This window comes from Mesorhizobium sp. f-mel, from assembly GCF_053850215.1.
The window spans coordinates 76,480-100,195 of sequence record NZ_JBSPTO010000009.1; the positions used below are offsets into that span (position 1 = coordinate 76,480).

The 23,716-nt window shown below is 62.7% G+C and carries 22 protein-coding genes and 1 pseudogene; 14 read left to right on the forward strand and 9 right to left on the reverse strand.

Features of this window, described 5'->3' with window-relative positions:
- Positions 1 to 137 precede the first annotated feature (137 nt).
- Both ACWUKX_RS14080 and gmk read left to right on the forward strand, forming a co-directional pair.
- Complete coding sequence (locus ACWUKX_RS14080; RefSeq protein WP_455850472.1) at positions 138 to 1,028, forward strand: YicC/YloC family endoribonuclease; 891 nt, start codon at positions 138 to 140, stop codon at positions 1,026 to 1,028.
- Between the two features lie 5 nt (positions 1,029 to 1,033).
- Entirely contained in the window at positions 1,034 to 1,708 is a 675-nt protein-coding gene (gmk, locus tag ACWUKX_RS14085; protein ID WP_027152668.1) for a guanylate kinase, read from the forward strand.
- Between the two features lie 52 nt (positions 1,709 to 1,760).
- On the opposite strand, the gene rsmA is transcribed toward gmk, so the two are convergent.
- The 7 genes from rsmA to ACWUKX_RS14120 all read right to left on the reverse strand — a co-directional run bounded on the left by rsmA (position 1,761) and on the right by ACWUKX_RS14120 (position 9,844).
- A complete protein-coding gene (gene rsmA / locus ACWUKX_RS14090; RefSeq protein WP_456007432.1) occupies positions 1,761 to 2,600 on the reverse strand; it encodes a 16S rRNA (adenine(1518)-N(6)/adenine(1519)-N(6))-dimethyltransferase RsmA in 840 nt (279 codons plus the stop codon).
- A 22-nt stretch (positions 2,601 to 2,622) separates the two neighbouring features.
- Positions 2,623 to 3,657: a 4-hydroxythreonine-4-phosphate dehydrogenase PdxA gene (gene pdxA, locus ACWUKX_RS14095; protein ID WP_456007588.1), complete on the reverse strand. Its 1,035-nt coding sequence runs from the start codon at positions 3,655 to 3,657 to the stop codon at positions 2,623 to 2,625.
- A complete protein-coding gene (locus ACWUKX_RS14100; RefSeq protein WP_456007434.1) occupies positions 3,654 to 4,586 on the reverse strand; it encodes a peptidylprolyl isomerase in 933 nt (310 codons plus the stop codon). Before ACWUKX_RS14100 ends, pdxA begins: the two co-directional genes overlap by 4 nt.
- 234 nt (positions 4,587 to 4,820) lie before the next feature.
- Positions 4,821 to 7,109 (reverse strand): LPS-assembly protein LptD, encoded by a 2,289-nt coding sequence (locus ACWUKX_RS14105; protein ID WP_456007436.1) that lies wholly within the window; start codon positions 7,107 to 7,109, stop codon positions 4,821 to 4,823.
- Positions 7,110 to 7,237: 128 nt separating this feature from the next.
- Positions 7,238 to 8,320, reverse strand: coding sequence for an LPS export ABC transporter permease LptG (gene lptG / locus ACWUKX_RS14110; protein WP_029354377.1), 1,083 nt, complete (start codon positions 8,318 to 8,320; stop codon positions 7,238 to 7,240).
- 16 nt (positions 8,321 to 8,336) lie between these two features.
- On the reverse strand, positions 8,337 to 9,539 hold the full coding sequence (gene lptF, locus ACWUKX_RS14115; protein WP_456007438.1) for an LPS export ABC transporter permease LptF: 1,203 nt from the start codon (positions 9,537 to 9,539) through the stop codon (positions 8,337 to 8,339).
- Complete coding sequence (locus ACWUKX_RS14120; protein ID WP_456007440.1) at positions 9,536 to 9,844, reverse strand: hypothetical protein; 309 nt, start codon at positions 9,842 to 9,844, stop codon at positions 9,536 to 9,538. The genes lptF and ACWUKX_RS14120 overlap by 4 nt, the downstream gene beginning before the upstream one ends.
- 34 nt (positions 9,845 to 9,878) lie before the next feature.
- On the opposite strand from ACWUKX_RS14120, the pseudogene ACWUKX_RS14125 reads away from it, so the two are divergent.
- The 3 genes and pseudogenes from ACWUKX_RS14125 (at position 9,879) to ACWUKX_RS14135 (ending at position 13,118) form a co-directional block, all read left to right on the forward strand.
- Positions 9,879 to 11,046, forward strand: a pseudogene (locus ACWUKX_RS14125) (flavin-containing monooxygenase).
- A 91-nt stretch (positions 11,047 to 11,137) separates the two neighbouring features.
- A complete protein-coding gene (locus ACWUKX_RS14130; protein ID WP_456007442.1) occupies positions 11,138 to 12,649 on the forward strand; it encodes a leucyl aminopeptidase in 1,512 nt (503 codons plus the stop codon).
- Between the two features lie 19 nt (positions 12,650 to 12,668).
- Entirely contained in the window at positions 12,669 to 13,118 is a 450-nt protein-coding gene (locus ACWUKX_RS14135; protein WP_065008935.1) for a DNA polymerase III subunit chi, read from the forward strand.
- Between the two features lie 128 nt (positions 13,119 to 13,246).
- Here the strand turns inward: ACWUKX_RS14135 and ACWUKX_RS14140 are convergent, their stop codons facing one another.
- The gene (locus ACWUKX_RS14140; RefSeq protein ID WP_456007444.1) at positions 13,247 to 13,969 is read right to left on the reverse strand and encodes a haloacid dehalogenase type II; all 723 of its coding nucleotides are present in this window, start codon (positions 13,967 to 13,969) and stop codon (positions 13,247 to 13,249) included.
- Positions 13,970 to 14,161: 192 nt separating this feature from the next.
- Entirely contained in the window at positions 14,162 to 14,650 is a 489-nt protein-coding gene (locus ACWUKX_RS14145) for a RidA family protein (RefSeq protein ID WP_456007446.1), read from the reverse strand.
- 196 nt (positions 14,651 to 14,846) lie between these two features.
- Between ACWUKX_RS14145 and ACWUKX_RS14150 the strand changes: the two genes are divergently transcribed.
- The 9 genes from ACWUKX_RS14150 (at position 14,847) to ACWUKX_RS14190 (ending at position 23,644) form a co-directional block, all read left to right on the forward strand.
- The gene (locus ACWUKX_RS14150; RefSeq protein ID WP_456007448.1) at positions 14,847 to 15,539 is read left to right on the forward strand and encodes a TetR/AcrR family transcriptional regulator; all 693 of its coding nucleotides are present in this window, start codon (positions 14,847 to 14,849) and stop codon (positions 15,537 to 15,539) included.
- A gap of 232 nt (positions 15,540 to 15,771) precedes the next feature.
- Positions 15,772 to 16,512 (forward strand): FadR/GntR family transcriptional regulator, encoded by a 741-nt coding sequence (locus ACWUKX_RS14155; protein WP_095519601.1) that lies wholly within the window; start codon positions 15,772 to 15,774, stop codon positions 16,510 to 16,512.
- Positions 16,509 to 17,684: a PLP-dependent transferase gene (locus ACWUKX_RS14160; protein WP_455837273.1), complete on the forward strand. Its 1,176-nt coding sequence runs from the start codon at positions 16,509 to 16,511 to the stop codon at positions 17,682 to 17,684. The genes ACWUKX_RS14155 and ACWUKX_RS14160 overlap by 4 nt, the downstream gene beginning before the upstream one ends.
- 27 nt (positions 17,685 to 17,711) lie before the next feature.
- The gene (locus tag ACWUKX_RS14165; RefSeq protein ID WP_029354364.1) at positions 17,712 to 18,971 is read left to right on the forward strand and encodes an ABC transporter substrate-binding protein; all 1,260 of its coding nucleotides are present in this window, start codon (positions 17,712 to 17,714) and stop codon (positions 18,969 to 18,971) included.
- Positions 18,972 to 19,074: 103 nt separating this feature from the next.
- Positions 19,075 to 20,010 (forward strand): carbohydrate ABC transporter permease, encoded by a 936-nt coding sequence (locus tag ACWUKX_RS14170; protein ID WP_455837271.1) that lies wholly within the window; start codon positions 19,075 to 19,077, stop codon positions 20,008 to 20,010.
- A gap of 19 nt (positions 20,011 to 20,029) precedes the next feature.
- Positions 20,030 to 20,863, forward strand: coding sequence for a carbohydrate ABC transporter permease (locus tag ACWUKX_RS14175; protein ID WP_095483211.1), 834 nt, complete (start codon positions 20,030 to 20,032; stop codon positions 20,861 to 20,863).
- Between the two features lie 10 nt (positions 20,864 to 20,873).
- Positions 20,874 to 21,974 (forward strand): ABC transporter ATP-binding protein, encoded by a 1,101-nt coding sequence (locus tag ACWUKX_RS14180; RefSeq protein ID WP_029354358.1) that lies wholly within the window; start codon positions 20,874 to 20,876, stop codon positions 21,972 to 21,974.
- Positions 21,975 to 22,167: 193 nt separating this feature from the next.
- Positions 22,168 to 22,791 carry a hypothetical protein gene (locus tag ACWUKX_RS14185; protein WP_456007452.1) on the forward strand — a complete coding sequence of 208 codons (624 nt, stop codon included), beginning with the start codon at positions 22,168 to 22,170 and terminating at the stop codon, positions 22,789 to 22,791.
- Between the two features lie 7 nt (positions 22,792 to 22,798).
- Positions 22,799 to 23,644 (forward strand): 23S rRNA (adenine(2030)-N(6))-methyltransferase RlmJ, encoded by an 846-nt coding sequence (locus ACWUKX_RS14190; RefSeq protein ID WP_456007454.1) that lies wholly within the window; start codon positions 22,799 to 22,801, stop codon positions 23,642 to 23,644.
- The last annotated feature ends 72 nt before the right edge of the window (positions 23,645 to 23,716 follow it).

Here is a 23,716-nt window from a genome sequence, read left to right on the forward strand (position 1 = left end):
CGGCAGGGACGTGCTGATTTTGTGATCAGGAGCGCCTTGCGTCCGATTCGGCGCGAAGGGCGCTCCGGCATTTTGAAGCCGCGCATGTCTGGCCGGAACCGCTTCCGGGACCATGCGCCAGGGGAAGCAAGGGCATCATGAATTTGCAGAGCATGACCGGTTTTGCACGGGCCGTCGCCGAACATGACGGCACGTCGATCGCCTGGGAGGTCAAGTCGGTCAACGGCAAAAGTGTCGAGGTCAGGCTGCGGCTGCCGCAGGGCCTCGAGCGGCTGGAGCCGGCCGTCAGGCAGACAGTGCAAAAGCGCTTTGCGCGCGGCAATTTCCAGGCAACGCTGACCGTCAGCCGTGCCGCCGGCCAGCAGGCGCAGCCCGTGGTCAACGAGGCCTTCCTGAGGGATCTGGCCGGGTTGGCGAAGCGGCTGCAGGAGCAGTTCGGCGCAGCGCCTGCGACAGCCGATGGGCTGCTTTCGCTACGCGGCGTGCTCGACATCCCCGAAACCACCGAAACCGAAGAGGCGCGGGCGGCGCTCGACAGCGCGATTTTCTCGGCGCTCGAAGTGGCGCTGGGCGGGCTGGAGCAGGCACGCCAGGGCGAGGGCGCCGCCCTACGCTCGCTGCTGTCCGGCCATATCGACGCTATCGAGGCGCTGACGGTGCGCGCCGAGGCCGATCCGTCGCGCGAGCCGACGGTGATCCGGGAACGGATTGCCGAGCAGGTTCGGCTGCTGATGGATGCCTCCGCCAATCTCGACGCCAGCCGGTTGCATATGGAGGCGGCGTTCCTAGCCACCAAGGCCGACATCCGCGAGGAGATCGACCGGCTGAAGACGCATGTGGCGTCCGGTCGGGTGCTGCTGGCAGGCGGCGGCGCCATCGGCCGCAAGCTCGATTTTCTGGCGCAGGAATTCAACCGCGAATCGAATACGCTGTGTTCGAAGTCGAACGCCGCTGCGATCACCGCCATAGGGCTGGAGCTGAAGGCGGTCGTCGACCAGCTTCGCGAACAGGTCCAGAATCTGGAGTAACCCTGATGGTCGCCAAGGAGCCTATGGTTGCCAGGGATTTGGGTTCCCGCATTCGCCGCCGGGGCCTGATGCTCGTGCTGTCTTCGCCGTCCGGCGCCGGTAAGTCTACGATCGCGCGTAATCTTCTGGAGAGCGATTCCAGTCTCGAACTGTCGGTCTCCGTCACCACGCGGCCGCGCCGCGGCAGCGAGATCGAAGGCGTCCACTATCATTTCCGCACCATGCGCGAGTTCGAGCGGCTGCGCGATTCAGACGAACTGCTCGAATGGGCCGAAGTGCATGGCAATTGCTATGCGACGCCGCGTGAACCGGCCGAACTGGCGCTGGCACAGGGCCGCGACATGCTGTTCGACATCGACTGGCAGGGCGCCCAGCAGCTCAAGGAGAAGATGCGCGCCGACATCGTCTCGATCTTCATCCTGCCGCCCTCGATGAAAGAATTGAAGGCGCGGCTGAAGCGCCGCGCCGAGGACCAGGAATCGGTGATCGAGACGCGTCTGAAAAACGCCCGCAACGAGATCGAGCACTGGAAGGAATATGATTTCGTCATCATCAACGACGATCTCGACCGCGCCTTCGCCGAAGTGCGCGGCATCGTCATCGCCGAACGGCTCAGACGCGACCGCCGGCCCGGTCTATTCGATTTCGTCTCGGGGCTGCTCGACGAGAAGACGGATTAGGGGCGCGACGCCCCACCTTCTCCCACACGGAGATAAGGATGGGCCGGCCCAATCACACCGCGTTGGTCAGTCGCACGAATTCCTCGACGTCAAGCGTTTCGGCGCGGCGGGTCGGGTCGATGCCGGCGCGGGTGAGCAGGGCTTCGCCGCCGAGGCTCTTGACGCTCTGCCGCAGCATTTTGCGGCGCTGACCGAAGGCCGCTTCGGTGACACGGCCGAGCTTCTTGACCTCGGCGGGCAGGGGACTTTCCCGCGGCACCAGATGCACCACCGACGACACCACCTTGGGCGGCGGCGTGAACGCTTGCGGCGGCACGTCGAAAGCGATTTTTGCCTCCGTCCGCCAGCCTGCCAGCACGCCCAGCCGGCCATAGGCGTCGCTGCCGGGGCGGGCGACGATGCGCTCGGCCACCTCGCGCTGGAACATCAGCGTCATCGATGCGTAGAAGGGCGGCCACTCGGCGACGGTCAGCCAGCGTATCAAAAGTTCGGTGCCGATATTGTAGGGCAGGTTGGCGACGATCCTCACAGATCCGTTGCCCCCATGTGGCCCTTTGGCAAGCGCCGCAAAATCCGTCTTCAGCGCATCGCCGGCAATGATCTCGAGCCCGCCCGGATAGTGGTCCGACACCTCCGCAAGCGCTGCCAGGCAACGCTCGTCGCGCTCGATGGCGATGACCCGAGCAGCGCCGTGGGACAGCAGCGCCCGGGTCAGGCCACCGGGACCCGGACCGACCTCGATCACCGTGGCGCCCGTCAGGTCGCCGGCGGCGCGCGCGATCTTGCCGGTCAGATTGAGGTCGAGCAGAAAATTCTGACCGAGCGCCTTTTTCGCCTGCAACCCATGGCGTTCGATCACCGCGCGCAACGGCGGCAGCCCGTCGATGCTCATGCGGCCGCTCTCATGCAAATCCTCATGCGGCGGCAGCCTTCGTCCCGATGTCGGCAAGCCTGCGGGCGAGCCTGAGCGCCGCGATCAGACTGTCGGCACGGGCTATGCCCTTGCCGGCGATATCGAAAGCGGTGCCGTGATCCGGTGAGGTGCGGATGAAGGGTAGGCCGAGCGTAACGTTGACCGCCTCGTCGAACGCCAGCGCCTTGGCCGGGATCAGCGCCTGGTCGTGATACATGCACAGCGCCACATCGTAGCCGGCTCGGGCGCGGGCATGGAACAGCGTGTCGGCCGGCAGCGGCCCGAAAGCGTCGATCCCCTCCGCCGTCAGCCTGTCGATCGCCGGGCGGATGATGCGCTTGTCCTCGGCGCCCATCGCGCCGCCTTCGCCGGCATGCGGATTGAGGCCGGCAACGGCAAGCCGCGGCTTGGCAATGCCGAAGCGATGTTCGAGGTCGGCGGCGGTGATGCGGGCTGTCGCAACGACCAACTCCGTGGTCAGCGCTTTCGGCACCTTGCGCAGCGCAATGTGGATGGTGACCGGAACCGTGCGCAAGTCGGGACCGGCAAGCATCATCACCGGCATCGCTTCTGCGCCGGTGTGGAGTGTCGCCAGATGCCCCAGATATTCGGTATGGCCGGGGAAACGGAAGCCGGCATCGTAGAGCGGCTTCTTGGCGATCGGGCAGGTGACGACTGCCGCCGCGCGGCCGCCAAGGCAGTCGTCAACAGCGCGGTCGATGGCCTCGATGATGCCGGCGGCGTTGGCTGGGTCCGGCCGGCCGGGGCCGTCGACGAAGCGGGCGACAAGGGGCACGACGGGCAGGGCGCGTGCAAAGACGCGCGCCGCTTTGGCTGGTATCGTCTCCGTGATTGGCACATCGGCGCCGAGCAAGCGCGCCCGTGCGGCAATCAACGCCGGATCGGAAATAAGATAGAAGGGCGGCACACCGGCGCTGTCGCGCGCTCGCCAGGCGGCAATGGCGATTTCCGGCCCGACGCCGGATGGATCGCCGACGCTCAGCGCCAGCGGAAGCTCTGCCTCTGGCGACTTCAGCGCTCGACGATGCGGGCTTTCTTCCGCAACTCCTCGACATACTGCTTGGAGAGCTCGTCGGCGTCCTTGCCGCTCGAGCCTTCACTCTGGAACACCATCTGGGCGGCCTTGTCGTCGGACACTTCGCGCGACGAGCAGATGCCGATGAACTCGACGCCGCGGTCTGTCTCGCGCGTGGGGGTGGCGCCGCCGACCTTGGTGGCCTTGATCTGGTCGGCCCAGTCCGGCGGCAATTGCGGCGCCAGTATCCGGCCGAGATCGCGAACGGTGACGTCGATCAGGCCCTTGGCAAATTCGCGCGAGGTGTTGCAGCTGTTGAAGCGGGCGCGCATGGCATCGGCTTCGCGCTTGCGCTTGGACAGCGTAGCGCTGCGCTCGGCCGCCGGCACGACGAAAATGACCTGCTGCAGCATGTACTCCATGGCGGTCGGCTTGGTGCCGCCATTGTCGAGCATGCGCCTGACCACGTCCTGCTCGCTCAACGCGCCGCCGCTCTTGGAGCGATGGCGCGCGGTCAGCGCCTGGTTCCAGGCCATCTGGGAGCGGATGAACTCCTTGAAATGTTCCTTGCCGACGCCGGACTGCGCCATGACGCCATCGAGTTGTTTGAGCTGCATCTTGTTGGTCGTGGCAAAGCGCTGATAGGCGGCGTCGACCTGGGCGTCGCTGATGCGGATGCCGAGACGCCTGGCTTCGGCGACGCGCAGCGTCTGCTCGATCATTTCCTCGGCAGCGTCGCCTTTCTTGCGCTGCAGGCGCAGGAAGGCAGCGCGATGCTGGATGTCGCCGGTGGTGATCGGTACGTTGTTGACGACGTATTTGATCTGACTGGCGAAGGCCGGCGGCGTCATCACTGTGATCGAGGCCGAGGTCGCCGCCACCAGCAGCGCGAACCCTGCCGAAAAGAGGTATTTCCTCATCGAAAGCATCCCAATTTTATCTCGGTTCCGACCCAATTCTATCCCATTTGAGGGAGCTGGAATCCGTGCCTGCCCTATGCGGCGAAACGATGTCGTTAGACGCGATGTGGGTCCACGTGGACGCACAAGATACGCTCTAACACTTTGAATCTACGCATCGTGCTTTCCGAAAATCAATTCCGATTTCGGGCCGATGCGTTCGCCGGCCGCCGTTCCGCCCGTCTGTTGTTGGTCAGTCGGCTGCTACTGGACAGTGTTGAAGGAGCTTTGTGTCGAACCGAAATCGCCGAGCGTGCGGAACGACAGGTTGAAACCGATGTTCTGCGACACTTCCTTGGTGCTCAGATCGCGGGATTCCGAGAATGTCATCAAGTAGGTGAAACATGAATCGCTATAGGCAAAGCCGACCCCGTCCTTGACCAGGACACTTTGCTCCAGATCGTAGGTGCCGGTACCGAAGACACGCCAGTTCTCTGCAAGTTGCGTCGAGGCACCGAGCGTGACCTCGTGACGATCGGTCGTGAAGCCATAGAGCGGCTGCGCCTGGATGAAGGCGTATTTGGCGCTGAACGAAATCGGCAGGCCGGAATAGGCTGCCTTCACCTCGGCGCGGCGAACCTCGAAGCTTTGCTCGTCGAAACGGCCGCTGACCGAGCCGGAAAGCCCGCTGGGGCTGTTGAAGCCGACGAGACCGACATAATCGGAGGTCGCGGTCTCAAGGCCCGAATCGGCGCCGACGTTGACCAGGTCCGGCGCGGCGAAGGAGTTCTGGCCGTCAAGCTGGTAGGATTGGCCGAACAGCGCGTTGGTGCTCCAGCCATTGTCATAGGCGCCGGAATAGCGCAGCCCGACATTGGCGCGCGTGCCGCCTTCCAAGCGGTCGTAACCGGAGAACTTGTCGCGCTCGAACAATGTTGTGGCATCAAAGACGAAGCTCTGCGCGTCCTCGTTGGGAACAGCGAGGCCGCCGACATACTGCTCGTTCGGACGCACGAACACCTGCGCCATCGGCTCGAAGATGTGGCTGGAACTGGCCGACGAGAACAGCACCGGCCAACGCATTTCCAGCCCGGCGGTCGCCATGAAGCGGGCGAGCGACGATCGCATATCGTCGTCGACGCCGAGGTTAGACGCCATCTGATTGATGGCATTGAGCGATCCCGAAGAGGCATTGACATAGCCGGCGTCGCCGCGCAGCGCCAGCAGCGGCGTCAGCAGCAGCCCGCCATCGGTGGTGAAGGTGCGCTTCCATTCCGCTTCGGCGGTGAGACGGCCCGACTGGCCCTTGATGCCGCGTACACTGGTCACGGACGCAGCGTTGTTCGGATCGGCAAGGACCCTGTCCAGCCTGTCGCGGCTGATGGCCTGCGCGTTGACATTGAACGACAACTGCCCGCCGCCCAGCGCCATGTCTGGGATGTAGGCGTAGTCGAGCGAGGGCAGCACCCAGGGCTGCTTGCCGGCGCGCGCGGTCGGATCGTCAGAGAGCGTCTCTTCCTGGACCTCGAAGCGCATGGCGCGCACGTCGAAATAGTTGCGGCCGTTGAGGCCGGTCAGGTAGATCGAGGAGTGATGCACGCTGTCGTTGAAGTCTTCGATGGCGTAGGTGCGCGAGAAGTTCTTGTCGGTCTGCAGCAGGACATCCCAGCCGAAGTCCCAGCGCGGATTGATGGCGAACTGGCCCTTGGTGCCCATCATGCCGCGGAATTTGTTCGGGTCGCCGGCCGCTCCCGAATCGACATTGTGCCCGTCGCTGTCGATGAACTCGTCGGGATCTACTTGCCGGATGCCGGCGATCTTCAGGCTGTACTGGCCGTTGTTGAAGCGCTGACGCCACTCGGCTTCGCCGAGAAAGCCCTGCTTGGTGTAGCCGCTGCCGGTGACGGTGAGATCGTAGGTTGGGGAGAGAGCGAAATAATAGGGGACTTTGACGCCGACGCCGAGATCGCTCTTGTAGGCGATGCCAGGGATCAGGAAGCCGCTCTTGCGCTTGACGGTCGGGTCGGCAATCTCGAAAGCCGGCAGATAGGCGAGCGGAAAGCCGAAGAACTCGAAATTCGAATTCTCGAAGCGAACCGTCTTCTTCTCGCCGTTCCAGATGATTTTTCTGGCCTTGATGCGCCAGGTCGGCGCTTTGTCGGGTTTGTCCTCGCACGGCTCACAGGCCGTGTAGACGCCGTTGTGGAACGTCGTCAGCACGCCCCCCATGCGTTCCGCGCTTTCGGCGGCGAAATAGGCCTTGTCGACGGTTTCGACACGCAGCGCATTGACGAAGCCGTCGGCGAAATCGTCGGTGATGTCGACGTGCTGCGAATAGATCTTGGTGCCGTCGCTGTTGACGACCTCGACATTGCCGCTGGCGACGAGCCGCTTGGTGTTGCGATTGTATTCGACCCGCTGGGCGACGAGGCGGTTGCCGCCATAATCGATCTGCACGCCGCCGACGGCCGTCACTGTCTGGTTGTCGTTGTCATAGACCAGCGTATCTGCCGCCAGCAGCATTTGCGAGCCGGCGGGGACGTCGGCTGCCATGTCGCTGATATCCTGGGCAAAAGCCGGAATACTCGGGACGACACAAGCGAGCAGGCATGCTAAGGCGCTCGCCCCATAGAGGCGCGCCGAACCGGCCTGCCTATGGATGCGCAAAACCGCCCCCCTCACTAGCCGTCTTCCTTGTACAGCAAGAAAGTCACCCCGAAGAACATAGCCACGACAACCGGAACCCATGCAGCCACGACTGTGGGTACGAATCCCGCCACGCCGAATGCCTTGACCAGCACTGTCACGACATAAAGCAGAAACCCGGCCAGGACGCCACCCAGAATCATCGTCGCGGATTGTCCCATCCTCGCAAATCTCATCGACACCGTTGCGGCGATCAGCGTCATGGCGACGAGAAGGAACGGCAGCGCCACCAGCGAATCGAACTGCATGGCAAAGGCATTTGCCTTGAGGCCGAAGGAGCGGGCAACCTCGATCTTGCCGGGCAGATCGTAGAAAGGGATAGTTTCCGGGCGCGCCAGCCGCTCTTGCACGAATTCGGGCTTGAGATTGGTCGGCACCCGGTCGCTTGCAACCGATTGGATATTGCCGTCCCGGAAAACCTTGACGTCCTGCAGTTCCCAGTAGCCATCCCGCAAAAAGGCGTGCGCCGCGTCCTTGCGTTCGACGATGTCGCCTTGCGGGTTGAGGACGAAGAAGACGGCATCGGCCATCTCCAGGCCCTGATTGAGAATGGCGCGCGCGCCGATGATGGTATCGCCGGAACTGGTCTTCTGCCGGATCCAGGGCTCGGCGTCGGCCGAGACGGTGTTCGACTTGCCGGAGCGGAGCTGGGTTTCGATTTTTTCGGACCAGGAAAACGCATGCGCGGCGATCGGATTGATGACGCCGACCGACAACACCCCGAACAGCAGTGCCCCGATGCAGCACGGCAGCAGGAATTGCCAGGCGGACACGCCGGCGGAACGCGCGATGACCAGTTCATACCTGCGATTGAGCGAGACCAGTGTCGCCATCGCCGAGAACAGGCCGACGAACGGCACCGTCTGCAGCATGATCATCGGAGTCCGCAACCCTGAAATGGCGAACGCCGTGCCGTAGGTGAAGCCCGGCAAGCCGTTCGTGCGGCCGGAAAGTTCGGTGAAGTCGATCAGGAACACAAGCGCCAGCAGGCCGATGAAGAACCAGATGGTGATCGTCACGTAGCGGAAGAAGAAGTATCTACCCAGAGTCCAGCCCATTAGCGTATCCAGCCCATTAGCCGGCCCGTTGGCCAGAAGCGCCGCGCCTGGCGAAGCGGAGCTTCATGGCGCTCCAGCCGTCACTGAAGCGGCCAGCGAAATTCGTCATCCAGTCGGCCCAGGCGACCGGCAGTTCCATGGTCCGGTTGGAGACGATGAACCATGTCGCGACCGCGGACGCCACGATAGGAACGCCGTAGACCATATAGGCGTATTGCGGAACGTTGTCGGCATTGCCGGCGGCAAAGAAACCGAGCCAGCGCACGAAAAACGCAATCGCGATCGATGTGATCAGCGGATGAATGCGCGCCTCGCGATGGGAGCGCGCGTCTCCCGCGACCGCAAGCGCGATCAGTGCGAAGACGAGTGAATAGGACCATTCGGAAAAACGCTGGTTGAGTTCGGCTAGGTACCTGTTCGGCTTTTTCTGGAACACCTTGTCGTTCGGACTAGGATTGAGCAGGTACTGGGTCGTCCGGTCCTTCGGCAAAAGCAATACGTCCGATGAGGCCGACATGAAGGCGGACAGGTCGAAGGCATAGGAGGTGAACCGGATGACCGAAAGATCGCCGGCCAGCGTTTCGCGATGGATGACGCCGTCATTCATCATCAGCACTTTCTCGTCGCCGTTTTCGATGATGGCGCCGGTCTTGGCATAGTAGATGAGGTTGGCGCCTTCTTCGCGCGAATCGGCGACGAAGATGCCGCCGAGGCGGTTGTCCGGAAGCCGCTCGCCGATCTGCAGGAACAGTCCGTCGTCGATCTTGCGGAAGGTGCCTTCCTGGATGATCAGCGACAACAGATCGGCGCGCGACGACGCCACCAGCTCGCGGTTTTTCTGTCGTGCATAGGGATCGACGCCGTTGTCCACGGCGAACGAAAAGACGCTGGCCGCCAGCGCCAGGAACATGATCGGCCTGACGATGGTCCAGCGCGAAGCGCCCGCTGCGTTCAAGACGGCAAGCTCAGAATCGGAATTCATCGCGCTCAGTGTCTGAGCGACCGCGACCACCAGGGCGAAAGGCACGACGATCGGGACGATCGACGGAATGATCAGCGCAGCGAACTCGAAGAAGGTCAGCGCCGACTGCCCGCTGTCGGTGACGAGGTCGATGCGGGCGAGCACCTGCGTCGTCCACACGATCGCCAGCGTCCAGATGAGCGCTGCCAGGAAGACCGCCAACGCACGACGCATGATGTAGCGTTCAACGACCTTCATGAAGGCTTTTCTCGATTTTGCCGAACGGCATCATGCCTCCAGACAAGGTAGTCGCCCGGCGACGCCTGTACAACCGGTCCGTTGGCGGTTCGATCTGGTTCCGTCCCACATCGATATTTCCGGTGGGCCGGAGTGTCGGCGGCAATGGATAAGAAAGGGCGAACATCAATGGTTAACAACACGTTGCGGCAGGAAAGCGGGGCCGTGCCGCGACGAATCGCAATCGATTCCATCCGCCATATGGGATCGGATTCCGGCAAAGTCTTGCCAAATGCCGGAAAACGACCAAATGTCGCGCCGATCACGGTTATGGCCGCCGTGGCTGCGACAGGTACAGGCATGGAAGCAGAAGTAACAGAATTGCGCAGCCAAACCGGCCAGATTTTTCACGGTGCGATCGTGATCGGCGCCGGCGCACCGGGGCTGGCCGCCCATGCGCTGATAAAGGCCGGCGTACCGACACTTGTTCTGGAAAAGGAAAGCCGGCTTGCCGAACCCTGGTATCGGCGGCACCAACGGTTGCATCTCAACTCGCATCGCGATCTCTCGACACTGCCTGGCGTCGACTATCCCGCAGGCACACCCGCTTTTCCCCACAAAAACGCCGTCGTCCGCCATCTGAACCAGTTCAGCCAGGCGCATGGTCTGCCGGTCCGGCTTGGCGTGGCCGTCGAGGAGATCGCGTTCAACGGCGATTACTGGACCGTTAAGACCAGTGCCGGGCCGCGGCTGGCGCGTCAAGTCGTCATTGCCACCGGGCGCGACCGGCAGCCGTTCATTCCGCAGTGGAAGGGGGCCAACGACTTTGCCGGCCGCATCATGCATTCGGCGGATTTTGGCAAAGCCGAGGATTATTCCAAAAAAAAGGTGCGGGTTGTCGGCGCCGGCAATTCGGGCTTCGACGTGCTCAACCATCTGGCAGGGGCGAACGCCGCCTCTATCTGGCTGTCGGCCCGCAACGGCCCCTCGCTATTGCCGAAACGCATCGACAAGATCGCCGTCCACAGGCCTTTCGCCGTACTTGGCGCGATTGCCGCTTTGGCTCGCCGATGCGGTGATGACGGCAACGCAGCGCCTGGTTTTCGGCGACTTGACGAAGTTTGGCCTGCCGCCCGCCTCCTCGGGAGGTGCAAGCCGCCTGACTGCCGACTATACCGCGATCGCCACCGACGACGGGCCGTCCGCGCCATCAAGGCCGGCAAGATTGTGGTACTGCCGCAGGTAAGGGAATTTACCCACGACGGCGTTTTCCTCGACAACGGCAACCGGATCGCTCCCGAGATCGTCATCGCGGCGACCGGCTACTGCACCGGGCTCCAACGCATGGTCGGCAAGCTCGGCGTCCTCGGATGGCAAGGGGGTTCCGCTATTCAACGGCGGCGAGGCCGACCCGAAATTGCCCGGCCTGTGGTTTACCGGCATGCGGCCAAGCATTCGCGGTTGCTTCGCCAATGCCCGAATTCAGGCCAACGCAATCACGCAGCAGATCGTCAGGCAGGGGCGATGATTGAAAATTGGGGTGGTGCTTCCGGTCGGAAACAGCCATTCATCAAGGCACTCTCCCAAAAACCCAACGCCGTTCCCGAAAGCAGGACATGATGACTTCGAGACCTTCGATCGCCTTCGCCAAATTCGCAGCGCCTAAAAAGGGCAGTGTCTTCGTGCTGGCGGCCAACGATGGCGGTCTCGGCGACGCGGCAAAGGCTTGCGATCCGGCAAAGACCCTGGAGCGGGCGTTCCCGGTGGTCGACTTTTCCGGCAAATTCGCCGGCCTGGTCGAAGTGCTGGCGCCCGAGGGTACATCGCTCGACCGGCTGGTGGCGGTCGGCGCCGGCAAGGTCTCGGGGCTCGACGATCATGCCTGGCTCAAGCTTGGCGGCACGATCACTACATCCTTTCGCAAGGCGACGGAGGTGGCCGTCGTGCTCGACCTGCCCGGTGCTGACGTCGGCGGCAGGCAAGCGGCACAGCTTGCCGCGGGCATTCTTCTGCGCAGCTATGCTTTCGACAAGTACAAGACGAAAAAGGACAATGGCGACGGCCAGCGCGACGGCAACAAGGCCGAGCCCAAAAAGCCGGTCAAGGTGACCATCCACACCACCGATCCGGGGGCGGCGAAAAAGGCCTTCGCCGACGAGGTGGCGGTGATCGACGGGGTGCTCCTGGCGCGCGATCTGGTCAACGAACCGGCCAATATACTCGGGCCGGTGGAATTCGCCGCCCGCGTCAACGAACTGGAAGCGCTCGGCGTCACGGTCGAGATCCTGGTCGAGAAGGAGATGAAGAAGCTCGGCATGGGCGCGCTGCTCGGCGTCGCGCAAGGCTCGCCGCGTGGCGCGCGCCTGGCCATCATGCGATGGAACGGCGGCAAGGCCAAGGACAGTCCGATTGCTTTCATCGGCAAAGGCGTCACCTTTGACACCGGCGGCAATTCGATAAAGACGGCCTCTGGAATGGAGGACATGAAGGGCGATATGGGCGGCGCTGCCGCGGTCACCGGGCTGATGCACGCGCTGGCCGCCCGCAAGGCCAAGGCCAATGTCGTCGGCATCGTCGGGCTGGTGGAAAATGCCGTCGACGGCCATGCGCAGCGCCCCGGCGATATCGTCACCTCGATGTCGGGCCAGACCATCGAGGTGCTCAATACCGACGCCGAAGGCCGCCTCGTTCTGGCCGATGCGCTGTGGTACTGCAAAGATCGCTTCCAGCCGAAATTCATGGTCAATCTGGCGACGCTGACCGGCGCCATCATGGTCGCGCTGGGCCAGCACTATGCCGGCCTGTTCTCCAACAATGATGAACTGGCGAACAGGCTGACGAGCGCCGGGCAGGCGACGCAGGAACGAGTGTGGCGGATGCCGCTCGGCACCGAATATGACAAGCTGATCGACTCGAAAAATGCGGACATGAAGAATATCGGCGGCCGCTATGGCGGCGCCATCATCGCGGCGCAGTTCCTGCAGCGCTTCGTCAAGGATACGCCCTGGGCGCATCTCGACATCGCCGGCACCGCAATCGGCGCGCCCTCCAGCGAGATCAACCAGTCATGGGCCTCCGGCTTCGGCGTTAGGCTGCTCGACCGGCTGGTGCGCGACAACTACGAGGGGTGAGGCCTTTCAAGGCGCGATCATGGCCGACGTCCTTTTCTATCACCTGACCGAATCGACGCTGGAGGATGCGCTGCCCGGCCTGCTCGAGCGCAGCGTCGATCGCGGTTGGCGCGCCGTGGTGCAGACCGGCACCGAGGAGCGGCGCGACGCGCTGGACCAGCATCTTTGGATTTTCAGGGACGATTCGTTCCTGGCGCATGCGACCGACCGCGAATCCCATCTGGCCGAGCAGCCGATCCTTTTGACAACCGGCCAGGACAATCCGAACGAAGCGCAGATCCGCTTCCTGGTCGACGGCGCCGTGCCGCCGGAGCTTACCGGTTATGAGCGCGCCGTGTTCCTGTTCGACGGCCACGATGCGGCCCAGGTCGAGGCGGCGCGCACGCACTGGAAGACGATGAAGGAAGCCGGCCACGTGGTCACCTACTGGCAGCAGACTTCAGACCGGCGCTGGGAACGCAAGGCGTAAAGCTGCCGTCTTGGCTATCCTCGACCTGGGGATCAGATCGCTGCGCAATTGGGTCACGACTCCGAGAGAGCATCGGACCGAATGTGGAAGAACCCTGAAGGGGGTGGTTTGCTGATCGTTGAGAGGCGCTACAACTGAAGCCGTTCAGCCAAGTCAATGAAGTCGCTGGCCACCAGGTCCCAGGCCTGATCTGGGTGCAAGTCCGTGGTCTGCGCTAACCCGTGCTCGGTCGGACGCGGGACAAAGGCTGTTCGTAGTCCGCATGCCCGAGCCGCTGCAAGGTCGCCATTGTGGGCGGCCACAAGACAGATCTCATCCGGCTTCATTGCCAGCACGTCAGCGGTGCGAAGATAAGCTTCCGGCATCGGCTTGTACGCTTGCACGAGTTCGGCGCCGAGGATCGCATCCCAGGGGATACGACTACGCTTCGCCATGTTGAGCATGAGGACGATGTTACCGTTCGAGAGCGGCGCGATGGTATAGCGGGCCTTCAGCCGCGTGAGGCCGGCCACCGCGTCCGGCCATGGCTCCAATCGGTGCCATGCCAGGTTCAGTTCGTCCAATTCGGAGGCTGGCACCGAAGCCGGGTCGATCCCGAATTCCGGCAAAACAGCTTCCAGATTTTCCCGATGCAGCACGTCGAGACGTGTAAAGGGCCGCCGGCCGCTGCGCACCTCCTCCATCGCTGGCGAGTAACGGCGGCGCCACGCATCCGCGAAAGCGGTAGGAACGGCCGTTCCGGCTCCATACCGCTTCAGGAACGGTTCAGCTTCGCGCGCCACGCCGCTGCGCCAATCGACGACAGTGCCGAATACGTCGAACACCAAGGCACGTACACCGTCCAAGACCATCACATTCGGCTCCTCGATCCGCACAACTGCATGACCGTCGCATTCGGGTGGCGAGCACCCTTTGCGGCTGTCGCAAAATCGGTCGCGAAACACCACTTTTGCGAGGACATTTGCGACAGGCAAACCATTGACTGGATGGACAGGGTGAAACTATCGCGAAGCTTAGGATATTTGCGAAAGGCGATCGGACCACTACTCCAGAATGACGACGGCTTCCACCTCGAAGAGCATGGGGTCAATTGCAAGCTTGGGCACGGGAATCAGGGTCTGCGCCGGCAGTGCCTCGCCGAACATTTTCTTGATGTTCTTGGTCAACACCTCAAGCTTGGACATATCGTGATCGACCACGAAGACCGTGAGCTTTGCGACCTGATCCGGCCCGGCACCGAGCGCATCGAGGGCGGTACGCAAGTTTGCGTAGGCCTGCTCGACCTGGACAGCGAAGTCGGGCGACAAGGCTCCCGTACTGTCTTGGCCGCCCTGTCCGGAGATGTAGGCCACCCGGGCTTCCCGGGGCGTGATCACCGCCGTGCTGTAGCCGTTCGGCGACGGGTCATAGAGGTTTTGTGGATTGACGATGGTCAGCTTGAGATCGTTCTCATTCGCTGTCGTCGCGGTGGGAACTCCCATGGTCATGATGATTAGCCCTCCGGTAAGCAGATGCTTGATTTCGTGTGACATGATTTTCTTTGGCTTTGCGGACTGCGAGCAACGTACCCTCGCGGCCGGTATGATTGAACTTTAACCGTATCGCTCATACGATGACTCGTGCGACGTACGAGTCATCGTATGGTACATCGTACGAGTCAATCGTCCAAGATCGACATTCCTTGCGTTGCCGGTCAAAATCGACGTTCTCAACAGCGAGGAAGAGCGGATGGCAGCCAAACGTACCGGCGCCCGGAGCAAACGGTCTCAACCGACAAGTGAGTGGCTCCAGCCAATGCAGGCGCGCAGTGAACCGCCGCTCTCTCGGGAACGCATCGTGGCGACCGCGGTAGAACTGCTGGACGCCCAGGGAGTCGACGGATTGACCATGCGTCGGCTGGCCGATCGCCTCAGCTCGGGCGTGATGAGCCTATATTGGCACGTCGATAACAAAGAGGGTGTCTTTGATCTGGCGCTCGACTCGGTGCTCGAACATCGCGGACCGCCACAAATGGGTGAGTCTCAAGACTGGCGCGGAGAAGTCGTTCATATGCTTGAAGACTGGCGCGCCAGCATGCTGCGCCATCCTTGGTCGGCGTCGCTGTTGCCGCGCCGGGCGCTCGGGCCGAACATGCTCAGCCGCCTAGAACTGCTAAGCAAGACCTTGTCCAGAGCCGGTGTAGCGGACGCAGATCTGAACGTCGCGATATGGTCACTCTGGAACTATGTGATGGGCGCCACCATCACCCGGGCGAGCTTCGACCTCTCGGACGACGACAGGGTCGCCGCACAGCAGCGCCTTACACGTCTCAGCGAACGCTACCTGACAATCGAACGCTCTCGTCTGCTGTTGGACAACGATTGGGACGGCGCTTTCCGGAAAGGCCTCGGCTTTCTGCTCGATGGCCTCTCTCCAAGATGAGGCTGAACGGTAGCTTTGGGACTCAAAGCGACTGTCGCAAAATCCCGATTAGAACGACAGTTTTGCACCTGATTTTTTGCGACGTCGCAGAAGAAGCCTTTGCGTCAAGGTTTAAGGTTCCACAGTGGGTCGTGAGCCGAAATGCAAGCTGAGACACTGCCCGGGCACTTGACGAAAGATCGGCCGCGCGCAATTCTGCTAAGATGTCAGACCAATTTTGGGCGTAGGCACCATGCGAGCGCGCGGCGAACTGCCCGGGGCACCTGCCACGCGTGTGGCAATCGCCACGCTCCCGCCGTTGGACCGCGGCAAGCAGGTTATGGAAGCGCTAGCCGACTATGTCGAGCGCGCTGCGCTGAAGAGCGGTGACCGGCTTCCGACCGAACGCGAATTGATGGCCGCGCTTTCCGTCGGGCGCTCGACGATACGCGAGGCGATGGGGCGTTTCGAAGCGCTCGGCGTCACCGAGACCCGCAAAGGCAGCGGCACCTATCTGCTGAAGCCGATATCCGCCGGCACGATCCATTTGCCGCTGTCGCTCGATACGGCAGAGCTGCGCGATGGCCTCTTGCACACCCTCGAGGTACGCCGCGGCATCGAGGCCGAGGCAAGCATGGTCGCGGCGCGGCGGCGGACAGTCGACGATCTGCGGACGATCGAGGAAAAACTCATCGAGATGGAGCGCGTCCATCTCGCCACCGGCACGTCGGGTCCGGAAGACTTGGCCTTTCACCTGGCCGTCTATGACGCCACGCACAACCCGCTTTTCCGCCAACTCCTGGGGCAGATGCGCGAAGCGTTCGAGCGCTTCTGGGACCATCCTTTCGACCGGCAGGATTTCGCGCGGCGATCGTTCCCGTATCACCGCGAGCTGTTCGACGCCATCGTCGCCAGGAACGCGGAGCTGGCGCGCGGAAAAACGCTGAAGATCCTCGAGATCGTGGAAGAGGATATCGAGGAAATGTCGAAATGAACGGTGCCGATTTTTTCGACCAGGCGTCGCTGATCGCCGCCCATGACGAGGGCAACGCCTTCGATGCCGTCGTTCCGCCGATCGTGCAGACCTCGCTCTTCACCTTCCCGAACTATGACGAGATGCTCGAGACATACCGCGGCGAAAAAGTGCGGCCGACCTACACGCGCGGGCTGAACCCGACCGTGCGCATGTTCGAGGAAATGCTGGCAAAACTGGAGGGCGCTGAGGACGCCATCGGTTTTGCGAGCGGCATGTCCGCCATCTCATCGGCAGTGCTGAGCTTCGTCGAACCGGGCGACCGCATTGTCGCGGTCAGGCATATCTACCCGGACGCGTTCCGGCTGTTCGGGACGCTGCTCGCGCGCATGCGCATCGAGGTGACCTATGTCGACGGGCGCGACGAGGCGGCTGTCGCGAGCGCCCTGCCTGGCGCCAAGCTGTTCTATATGGAAAGCCCCACCAGCTGGGTCATGGAAACGCATGACATCGGTGCGCTCGCTGCGCTGGCAAAGTCCAGCGGCATCCCGACCATCATCGACAACAGCTGGGCCAGCCCGGTCTTCCAGCGGCCGCTGTCGCTCGGTGTGGACGTTGTGGTCCACTCCGCATCCAAGTATCTGGGTGGCCACAGCGATGTCGTGGCCGGGGTGGTCGCGGGCTCGAAGGATTTGATCGGCCGCATCCGCGGCGAAGCCTATCCATATCTCGGCGGCAAGCTGTCGCCATTCGACGCCTGGCTCTTGATCCGCGGCTTGCGCACGCTGCCGATCCGGATGCGCGCGCATCAGGCCTCCGGCCTCGAAATCGCACGGCGCCTGCAGGATCATCCGATCGTGGAGAAGGTCTGTCATCCGGGGTTGGCCAACCAGCTTCCTGCGGGGCTCACCGGCACGTCGGGCCTGTTCTCATTTGTCTTCCGCGACGGCATCGATATCCGCACGTTTGCCGACCGCCTCAAGCTGTTCAAGCTGGGCGTGTCCTGGGGCGGCCACGAAAGCCTCATTGTGCCCGGCGAGGTCGTGCTGCAGCAGAAGGCCCAACCCAATTCCGCGATGGCGTTCGGCGTCCATCCGCGGTCCGTGCGTCTCCATGTCGGCCTTGAGGGAACCGAGGCGCTGTGGAGTGACCTGGAAACGGCGATCGACGCCGCGTCCGAAGAAAAGACCTGAAGCAACCAGAAAAGAAGGGAACGGAAAATGAAGAAGCTTCTTATCGCCGCATTCGCCACCGTACTGATGTCGGGTGCTGCACTCGCCGACACGACGCTGAAGCTCGTGGAGGTGATCACCAGCCCCGAGCGCACCGAAACCCTGAAATCGATCGTCTCCAAATTCGAGGCTGCCAACCCGGGCACGAAGGTCGAAATCATCTCGCTGCCCTGGGGCGAGGCGTTCCAGAAATTCGCGACCATGGTGTCCGCCGGCGAAATCCCCGACGTCATGGAGATGCCGGACACCTGGCTCTCGCTCTATGCCAACAACGGCCTTCTCGAAAGCCTCGAACCCTATCTTGCCAAATGGGAGCACACCTCGGGCCTCACCGATCGCGCGCTTGAACTCGGCCGCGACGTGAACAACACCGCCTACATGCTGCCCTACGGCTTCTATCTCCGGGCGATGTTCTACAACAAGAAGCTGTTCCAGGAGGCTGGTGTCGCCGAGCCGCCCAAGACGATGGACGAGTTCGTGGCGGCGTCGGAGAAAGTTTCCAAGCTTCCGGGCAAATATGGCTACTGCCTGCGCGGCGGGCCGGGCGGCCTCAACGGCTGGATTATGTTCGGCGCAACGATGGCCGGGTCCAACAAATTCTTCAACGACGACGGCACCTCGACGATGAACAGCGAGGGCTGGATCAAGGGACTGACCTGGGTCGTCGATCTCTACAAGAAGGGATTGGCACCGAAGGACAGCGTCAACTGGGGTTTTAACGAAATCGTCGCCGGATTCTACACCGGGACTTGCGCAATGCTTGATCAGGATCCGGACGCACTGATCGCGATAGCCGAGCGGATGAAGCCGGAAGACTACGGCGTCACGACCATGCCGAAGGGGCCTGGCGGCAAGACGTTCCCGACCATCGGCTATGCCGGTTGGTCGATGATGGCGGCCAGCCAGAACAAGGACCTGTCCTGGAAGCTGATCGAAACGCTCGAAGGGCCCGAGGGCAACGTCGAGTGGAACAAGCGCACTGGAGCGCTGCCGGTCCACAAGTCGGCCGAAAAGGATCCCTTTTACTCAAGCGAGCAGTTCAAGGGCTGGTTCGCCGAACTTGAGGACAAGGATGCAGTGCCGACGGTCATGCCGACCTATCTCGAGGAGTTCGCCTTCTTCAAGGACTCGATGGTCATCAAGACCAGTCAACAGGCCCTGCTCGGCGATATCACACCCGAGGAAATGGCCAACCAGTGGGCCGACTATCTGACCAAGGCGCAGCAGAAACACCTGGCCAAGAAATAAACGGCGGACCGAGAGCATCGGAGCCGCCCATCGTGGGCGGCTCCGGTAGATCTCGTCCATGGTCGATTGGAAGGATGGCCAATTGGAACGAAAGCGTTAGCTGATGGTTTTTGACGCCACCGCCGGGTTCACGGAATCGCGCCGCCGGTCGCTGGTCGACCGGATCACGCGCCATGCCGAGCCGTATCTTTACACCGCCCCGGCGCTGATTCTGATCGTCACCATCATGCTGGCGCCGCTGGTGCTGGGCCTATCCTACGCCTTCCGCGACGTGCACTTGCTCAACCCGTTCTCTGGCGGCTATGTCGGGCTCGATCATTTTCGCACCCTCTATGACGACGAAAATTTCTATCGGGCGCTGCGCAACACGCTGTGGTGGACCGGCGCATCCGTCTTCCTGCAATTCGTGTTCGGCCTGGTCCTGGCGCTGTTGCTCGACCGGCCGTTTGCCGGCCGCGCCATCGCGCAGGCGCTGGTGTTCCTGCCCTGGGCGGTGCCGACCTTCCTCACCGGGCTCAACTGGGCGTGGCTGTTCAACCCCGTCATCGGCCCGCTGCCGCATTGGCTTTATGCGTTCGGCCTGATGAGTGAGCCGGCCAACATCCTTTCCAATCCGCAGCTCGCCATGTGGGGACCGATCATCGCCAACGTCTGGTGGGGCATTCCCTTCTTCGCCATCACGCTGCTGGCGGCGCTCCAGGCCATCCCGCGCGACCTCTACGAGGCGGCGGCGATCGACGGCGCCGGTGCGGTCAGGCGGTTCACGTCGATAACGTTGCCATTCCTTGCGCCGACCATTGCGATCACCGTGCTGTTGCGCACCGTCTGGATCGCGAACTTCGCCGACCTGATCATCGTCATGACCAGCGGCGGCCCAGCCGACCGCACGCAAATTGTCGCGAGCTACATCTTCACGCAGGCCTTCAGGGCCCTTGATTTCGGCTATGCCTCGGCCATTGCGCTGGTGCTGCTCATTCTGCTGCTCGCCTATTCGATGCTGATCGTCATGCTTCGGCAAGTCCTGATGGATCGGGCTTGATGGATCGGGCGATGACCAGATGAACAGGTATTCGATTTTTGGCACCGCGCTGCACCGCCTGGCGATCCTCTGCTACGTGGTCTTTGCGCTGTTCCCGCTGTTCTGGCTGTTGAAAGTATCGGTGACGCCGAACGACCTGCTCTATTCGGAGGGCGTGCGGATGTGGCCGTCGCGGATGAGCTTTGAACATTTCCGCTTCGTGCTCGCCCACAGCGCATTCCCGGTCTTCTTCAGGAACAGCATGATCGTTGCCGGCGCAACGGCCGTGATCGTGACGCTGCTCGCGTCTCTCTCTGGCTATGCGTTGTCGCGCTTCACCTTCCGCGGCAAATACTGGCTGGTCGCGCTGATGCTGCTCACCCAGATGTTTCCATTGGTGATGCTGGTCGCGCCGATCTTCAAGATGCTCTCGCCGCTCGGGCTGACCAACAGCCTGACCGGGCTTGTCGTCGTCTACACCGCCTTCAACATCCCTTTCGCGACGTTCCTGATGCAGTCGTTCTTCGACGGCATTCCCAAGGAGCTGGAGGAGGCGGCCAAGATCGATGGCGCTACGCAGTTCATGGCATTTCGCCAGATCGTCCTGCCGCTGACGCTGCCGGGCATTGCGGCGACGCTGGGTTTTGTGTTCACCGCCGCATGGAGCGAACTGCTGTTCGCGCTGATGCTGATTTCGGGCAACAGCGCCGCCACGTTTCCGGTCGGTCTGCTCACCTTCGTGTCGAAGTTTTCGGTCGATTTCGGGCAGATGATGGCGGCCGGCGTGCTGGCACTGATCCCGGCCTGCCTCTTCTTCCTGTTCATCCAGCGCTATCTGGTACAGGGCCTGACGGCCGGCGCGGTCAAGGGCTGAGTGAGGTTTCATGGCATCGATCGACATTCGCAACGTCCGCAAGAATTTCGGCATCGTCTCCGTGCTGCACGGCGTCGATCTGGCGATAAAGAACGGCGAGTTCGTGGTGCTGGTGGGCCCGTCGGGCTGCGGCAAGAGCACGCTGCTGCGGATGATCGCCGGGCTCGAGGAGGTGACCGAAGGTGAGATCCGGATCGACGGCATGCGCGTCAATGAGCGGGCGCCCAAGGACCGCGACATCGCCATGGTGTTCCAATCCTACGCGCTCTACCCACACATGAACGTCGCCGAGAACATGAGCTATGGCTTGCGGATCCGGAAGGCCGCCCACGAGAAGATCACAGCCGCTGTCAGCAATGCCGCCCGGAAGCTTGAGCTGCAGCCGCTGCTTGCGCGGCGGCCGAAGGCACTGTCGGGCGGTCAGCGCCAGCGCGTCGCGATGGGCCGCGCGATCGTGCGCCAACCCAAAGCATTCCTGTTCGACGAGCCGCTGTCCAATCTCGACGCGCGCCTGCGTGAGCAGATGCGGGCAGAGATCAAGAAGCTGCACCGCGATCTCGGCGCGACCTCGATCTATGTCACCCACGACCAGATCGAGGCGATGACACTGGCCGACCGGATCGTCGCCATGCATGAGGGCGTGGTGCAGCAGGTCGGCAGCCCGCTGGAGCTTTACGACCGCCCTGCCAACCTGTTCGTGGCCGGCTTCATCGGATCGCCGGCCATGAATTTTCTGTCGGCACGCTATGAGGTCGGCGCAGGCACGGCCGGCGCACGATTGCCTGACGGAACGCTGATTGGGCTTTCGTCTGGTTATCAACTGGAGGAAGGCGCGGCGGTGACGCTCGGCATCCGGCCGGAGCATGTCGAGATGTCGCCGGCCTCGGAGAGCAGCCTGAGGGCGACGGTCGACCTGATCGAGCCGACCGGCTTCGGCATCATCCTGCATCTCGGCCTGCACGGCCTGCCATTCAACGTCTTCACGCTCGACCGGGCGGCGCTGACGGCCGGCCCAACGGTGACGGTGGCGTTCCCGTCGCAACATCTGCATTTGTTTGATGAGACGGGAAAGCGCGCATTGGAATCGAGCCTCCAGAAGGGGAAGGGCTGATCCTCCTTATCGATCGCTCAGATCATTCGGATTCTCCCAAAACCGGTTCCCACTTTTAGGTCCCATGTTATTGTCTATCTTGGCACCGCCGAATTCGATACGACGTCCGAGCTCGGCCTCGACTGCTCTTGGACGAAATGGAACGCGCCCGCGGCGGCGCTAGTGCTAATATCCGGGCAAGGTAGTCGAGCGCATGCGCTTTCTGTTTTTTCTGATCCTGCTCGCCGGCACCGGCATCGGCGTCGTCTATCCCTGGGCGATGAGCAATTTCTCCGGCCATGAGATCGGCACCTGGCGGGTCTACGAGCAGGGCCGGTTCAAGCCGGTGACGGTACCGCTCGCCGCTCGCGACGCGCCGGTGCGGGTGCTGGTCGACCTCACCGCGAGGGCCGAACGCCTCGTCGTCTCGCAACAGCGCACCGTGCTGACGCTGACCGCCGCCACCGGCGGCAGGACGGTGCTCGCCTCGACGCTGCAATTCAACCATTCGGAAAATCCGCGCCAGGTCAGCCCGCAACTGCCGGACAAGATCTTTCGCGACGAGGCAGGCCTGATCCCGACGGTCAGCCCCGGCCCCTACATCTTCACCGTCGGCCCAGGCGACGCCGAGGGCATCGAGATGCGGGCGGTGGACCTAGTGCTGCGCTCCGGCGTTGGCGAGGTCGATCAACGGGCGCAGCCGGTCGGCTTCTCGTTGATGGCAGTCGGCCTGATCGGGCTGGTGCTGGCGTTTCGTTTCGGTGGCGGCGGCCGGCCGCAAAATCCGAATTCGCAGCCGCCACCGCCGCGCTGGGGCAGGGGCGGACCGTCGAATTGAGTATCGTATGAACTACCGCCACGCCTATCACGCCGGAAACTTCGCCGATGTCGTCAAGCATGTCGTGCTGAGCCGGCTCGTCGAATATCTGAAGCAGAAGGACAAGGCGTTTCGCGTCATCGAGACCCATGCCGGCATCGGCCGCTACGACCTGTCATCGACTGAAGCGCAAAAGACCGGCGAATGGCAAGGCGGCATCAGCCGGCTTTTCGATGCTGCGCTCGACGCGCCGGTGGCAGCACTTCTGGCGCCTTATCTGGAAGCCGTCCGTTCGCTCAATTCTGAAGGCGGCCTGAAAAAATATCCGGGCTCGCCGCTGATCGCGCGTCATCTCATGCGCAAGCAGGACCGGCTGTCGGCGATCGAGTTGCATCGCCAGGATGCCGCGAAGCTGAGAGCGCTATTCGCCGGCGATTTCCAGACCCGGGTGATCGAGCTCGATGGCTGGCTGGCGCTCGGCGCGCATCTGCCGCCGAAGGAAAAGCGCGGTCTCGTGCTGGTCGATCCGCCGTTTGAGGAGGAGGGCGAGTTCGACCGCCTCGTCGACGGGCTGCGGAAAGCCCACAAGCGCTGGCCGGGCGGCATCTATGCGCTGTGGTATCCGGTCAAGGACCGCAAGGCGGTCATCGCCTTCCGGAAAGCGCTGGTGCAGTCAGGCGTCCCGAAGCTGCTCGACATCGGCTTCGAGATCAGGCCGCCATCGGCCGAGCCCAGCCTCGACGGCAGCGGCATGGTGGTGGTCAACCCGCCGTTCACGCTGGAGCGCGAGCTGCGCACGCTGCTGCCGGCCTTGCACAAATTGCTTGTCGTCGGAAAACCGGCGCACTGGACGCTGGAATGGCTGGCGGCGTAAGGCGGCAGAGGTATCCGCGCGCCTGCATTGGCTGAAGGCGATTTCAAACTAAGAAACCATCGTCTCTACAAC

Bases quoted from the DNA above. Each gene is read 5' to 3' on its own strand.
- ACWUKX_RS14080 (WP_455850472.1), top strand. From the start codon at position 138: ATGAATTTGCAGAGCATGACCGGTTTTGCACGGGCCGTCGCCGAACAT.
- gmk (WP_027152668.1), top strand. From the start codon at position 1,034: ATGGTCGCCAAGGAGCCTATGGTTGCCAGGGATTTGGGTTCCCGCATT.
- rsmA (WP_456007432.1), bottom strand. From the start codon at position 2,600: ATGAGCATCGACGGGCTGCCGCCGTTGCGCGCGGTGATCGAACGCCAT.
- ACWUKX_RS14100 (WP_456007434.1), bottom strand. From the start codon at position 4,586: ATGCTTTCGATGAGGAAATACCTCTTTTCGGCAGGGTTCGCGCTGCTG.
- ACWUKX_RS14105 (WP_456007436.1), bottom strand. From the start codon at position 7,109: ATGGCAGCCGACGTCCCCGCCGGCTCGCAAATGCTGCTGGCGGCAGAT.
- lptG (WP_029354377.1), bottom strand. From the start codon at position 8,320: ATGGGCTGGACTCTGGGTAGATACTTCTTCTTCCGCTACGTGACGATC.
- lptF (WP_456007438.1), bottom strand. From the start codon at position 9,539: ATGAAGGTCGTTGAACGCTACATCATGCGTCGTGCGTTGGCGGTCTTC.
- ACWUKX_RS14130 (WP_456007442.1), top strand. From the start codon at position 11,138: ATGACTTCGAGACCTTCGATCGCCTTCGCCAAATTCGCAGCGCCTAAA.
- ACWUKX_RS14135 (WP_065008935.1), top strand. From the start codon at position 12,669: ATGGCCGACGTCCTTTTCTATCACCTGACCGAATCGACGCTGGAGGAT.
- ACWUKX_RS14140 (WP_456007444.1), bottom strand. From the start codon at position 13,969: ATGGTCTTGGACGGTGTACGTGCCTTGGTGTTCGACGTATTCGGCACT.
- ACWUKX_RS14145 (WP_456007446.1), bottom strand. From the start codon at position 14,650: ATGTCACACGAAATCAAGCATCTGCTTACCGGAGGGCTAATCATCATG.
- ACWUKX_RS14150 (WP_456007448.1), top strand. From the start codon at position 14,847: ATGGCAGCCAAACGTACCGGCGCCCGGAGCAAACGGTCTCAACCGACA.
- ACWUKX_RS14155 (WP_095519601.1), top strand. From the start codon at position 15,772: ATGCGAGCGCGCGGCGAACTGCCCGGGGCACCTGCCACGCGTGTGGCA.
- ACWUKX_RS14160 (WP_455837273.1), top strand. From the start codon at position 16,509: ATGAACGGTGCCGATTTTTTCGACCAGGCGTCGCTGATCGCCGCCCAT.
- ACWUKX_RS14165 (WP_029354364.1), top strand. From the start codon at position 17,712: ATGAAGAAGCTTCTTATCGCCGCATTCGCCACCGTACTGATGTCGGGT.
- ACWUKX_RS14170 (WP_455837271.1), top strand. From the start codon at position 19,075: ATGGTTTTTGACGCCACCGCCGGGTTCACGGAATCGCGCCGCCGGTCG.
- ACWUKX_RS14175 (WP_095483211.1), top strand. From the start codon at position 20,030: ATGAACAGGTATTCGATTTTTGGCACCGCGCTGCACCGCCTGGCGATC.
- ACWUKX_RS14180 (WP_029354358.1), top strand. From the start codon at position 20,874: ATGGCATCGATCGACATTCGCAACGTCCGCAAGAATTTCGGCATCGTC.
- ACWUKX_RS14185 (WP_456007452.1), top strand. From the start codon at position 22,168: ATGCGCTTTCTGTTTTTTCTGATCCTGCTCGCCGGCACCGGCATCGGC.
- ACWUKX_RS14190 (WP_456007454.1), top strand. From the start codon at position 22,799: ATGAACTACCGCCACGCCTATCACGCCGGAAACTTCGCCGATGTCGTC.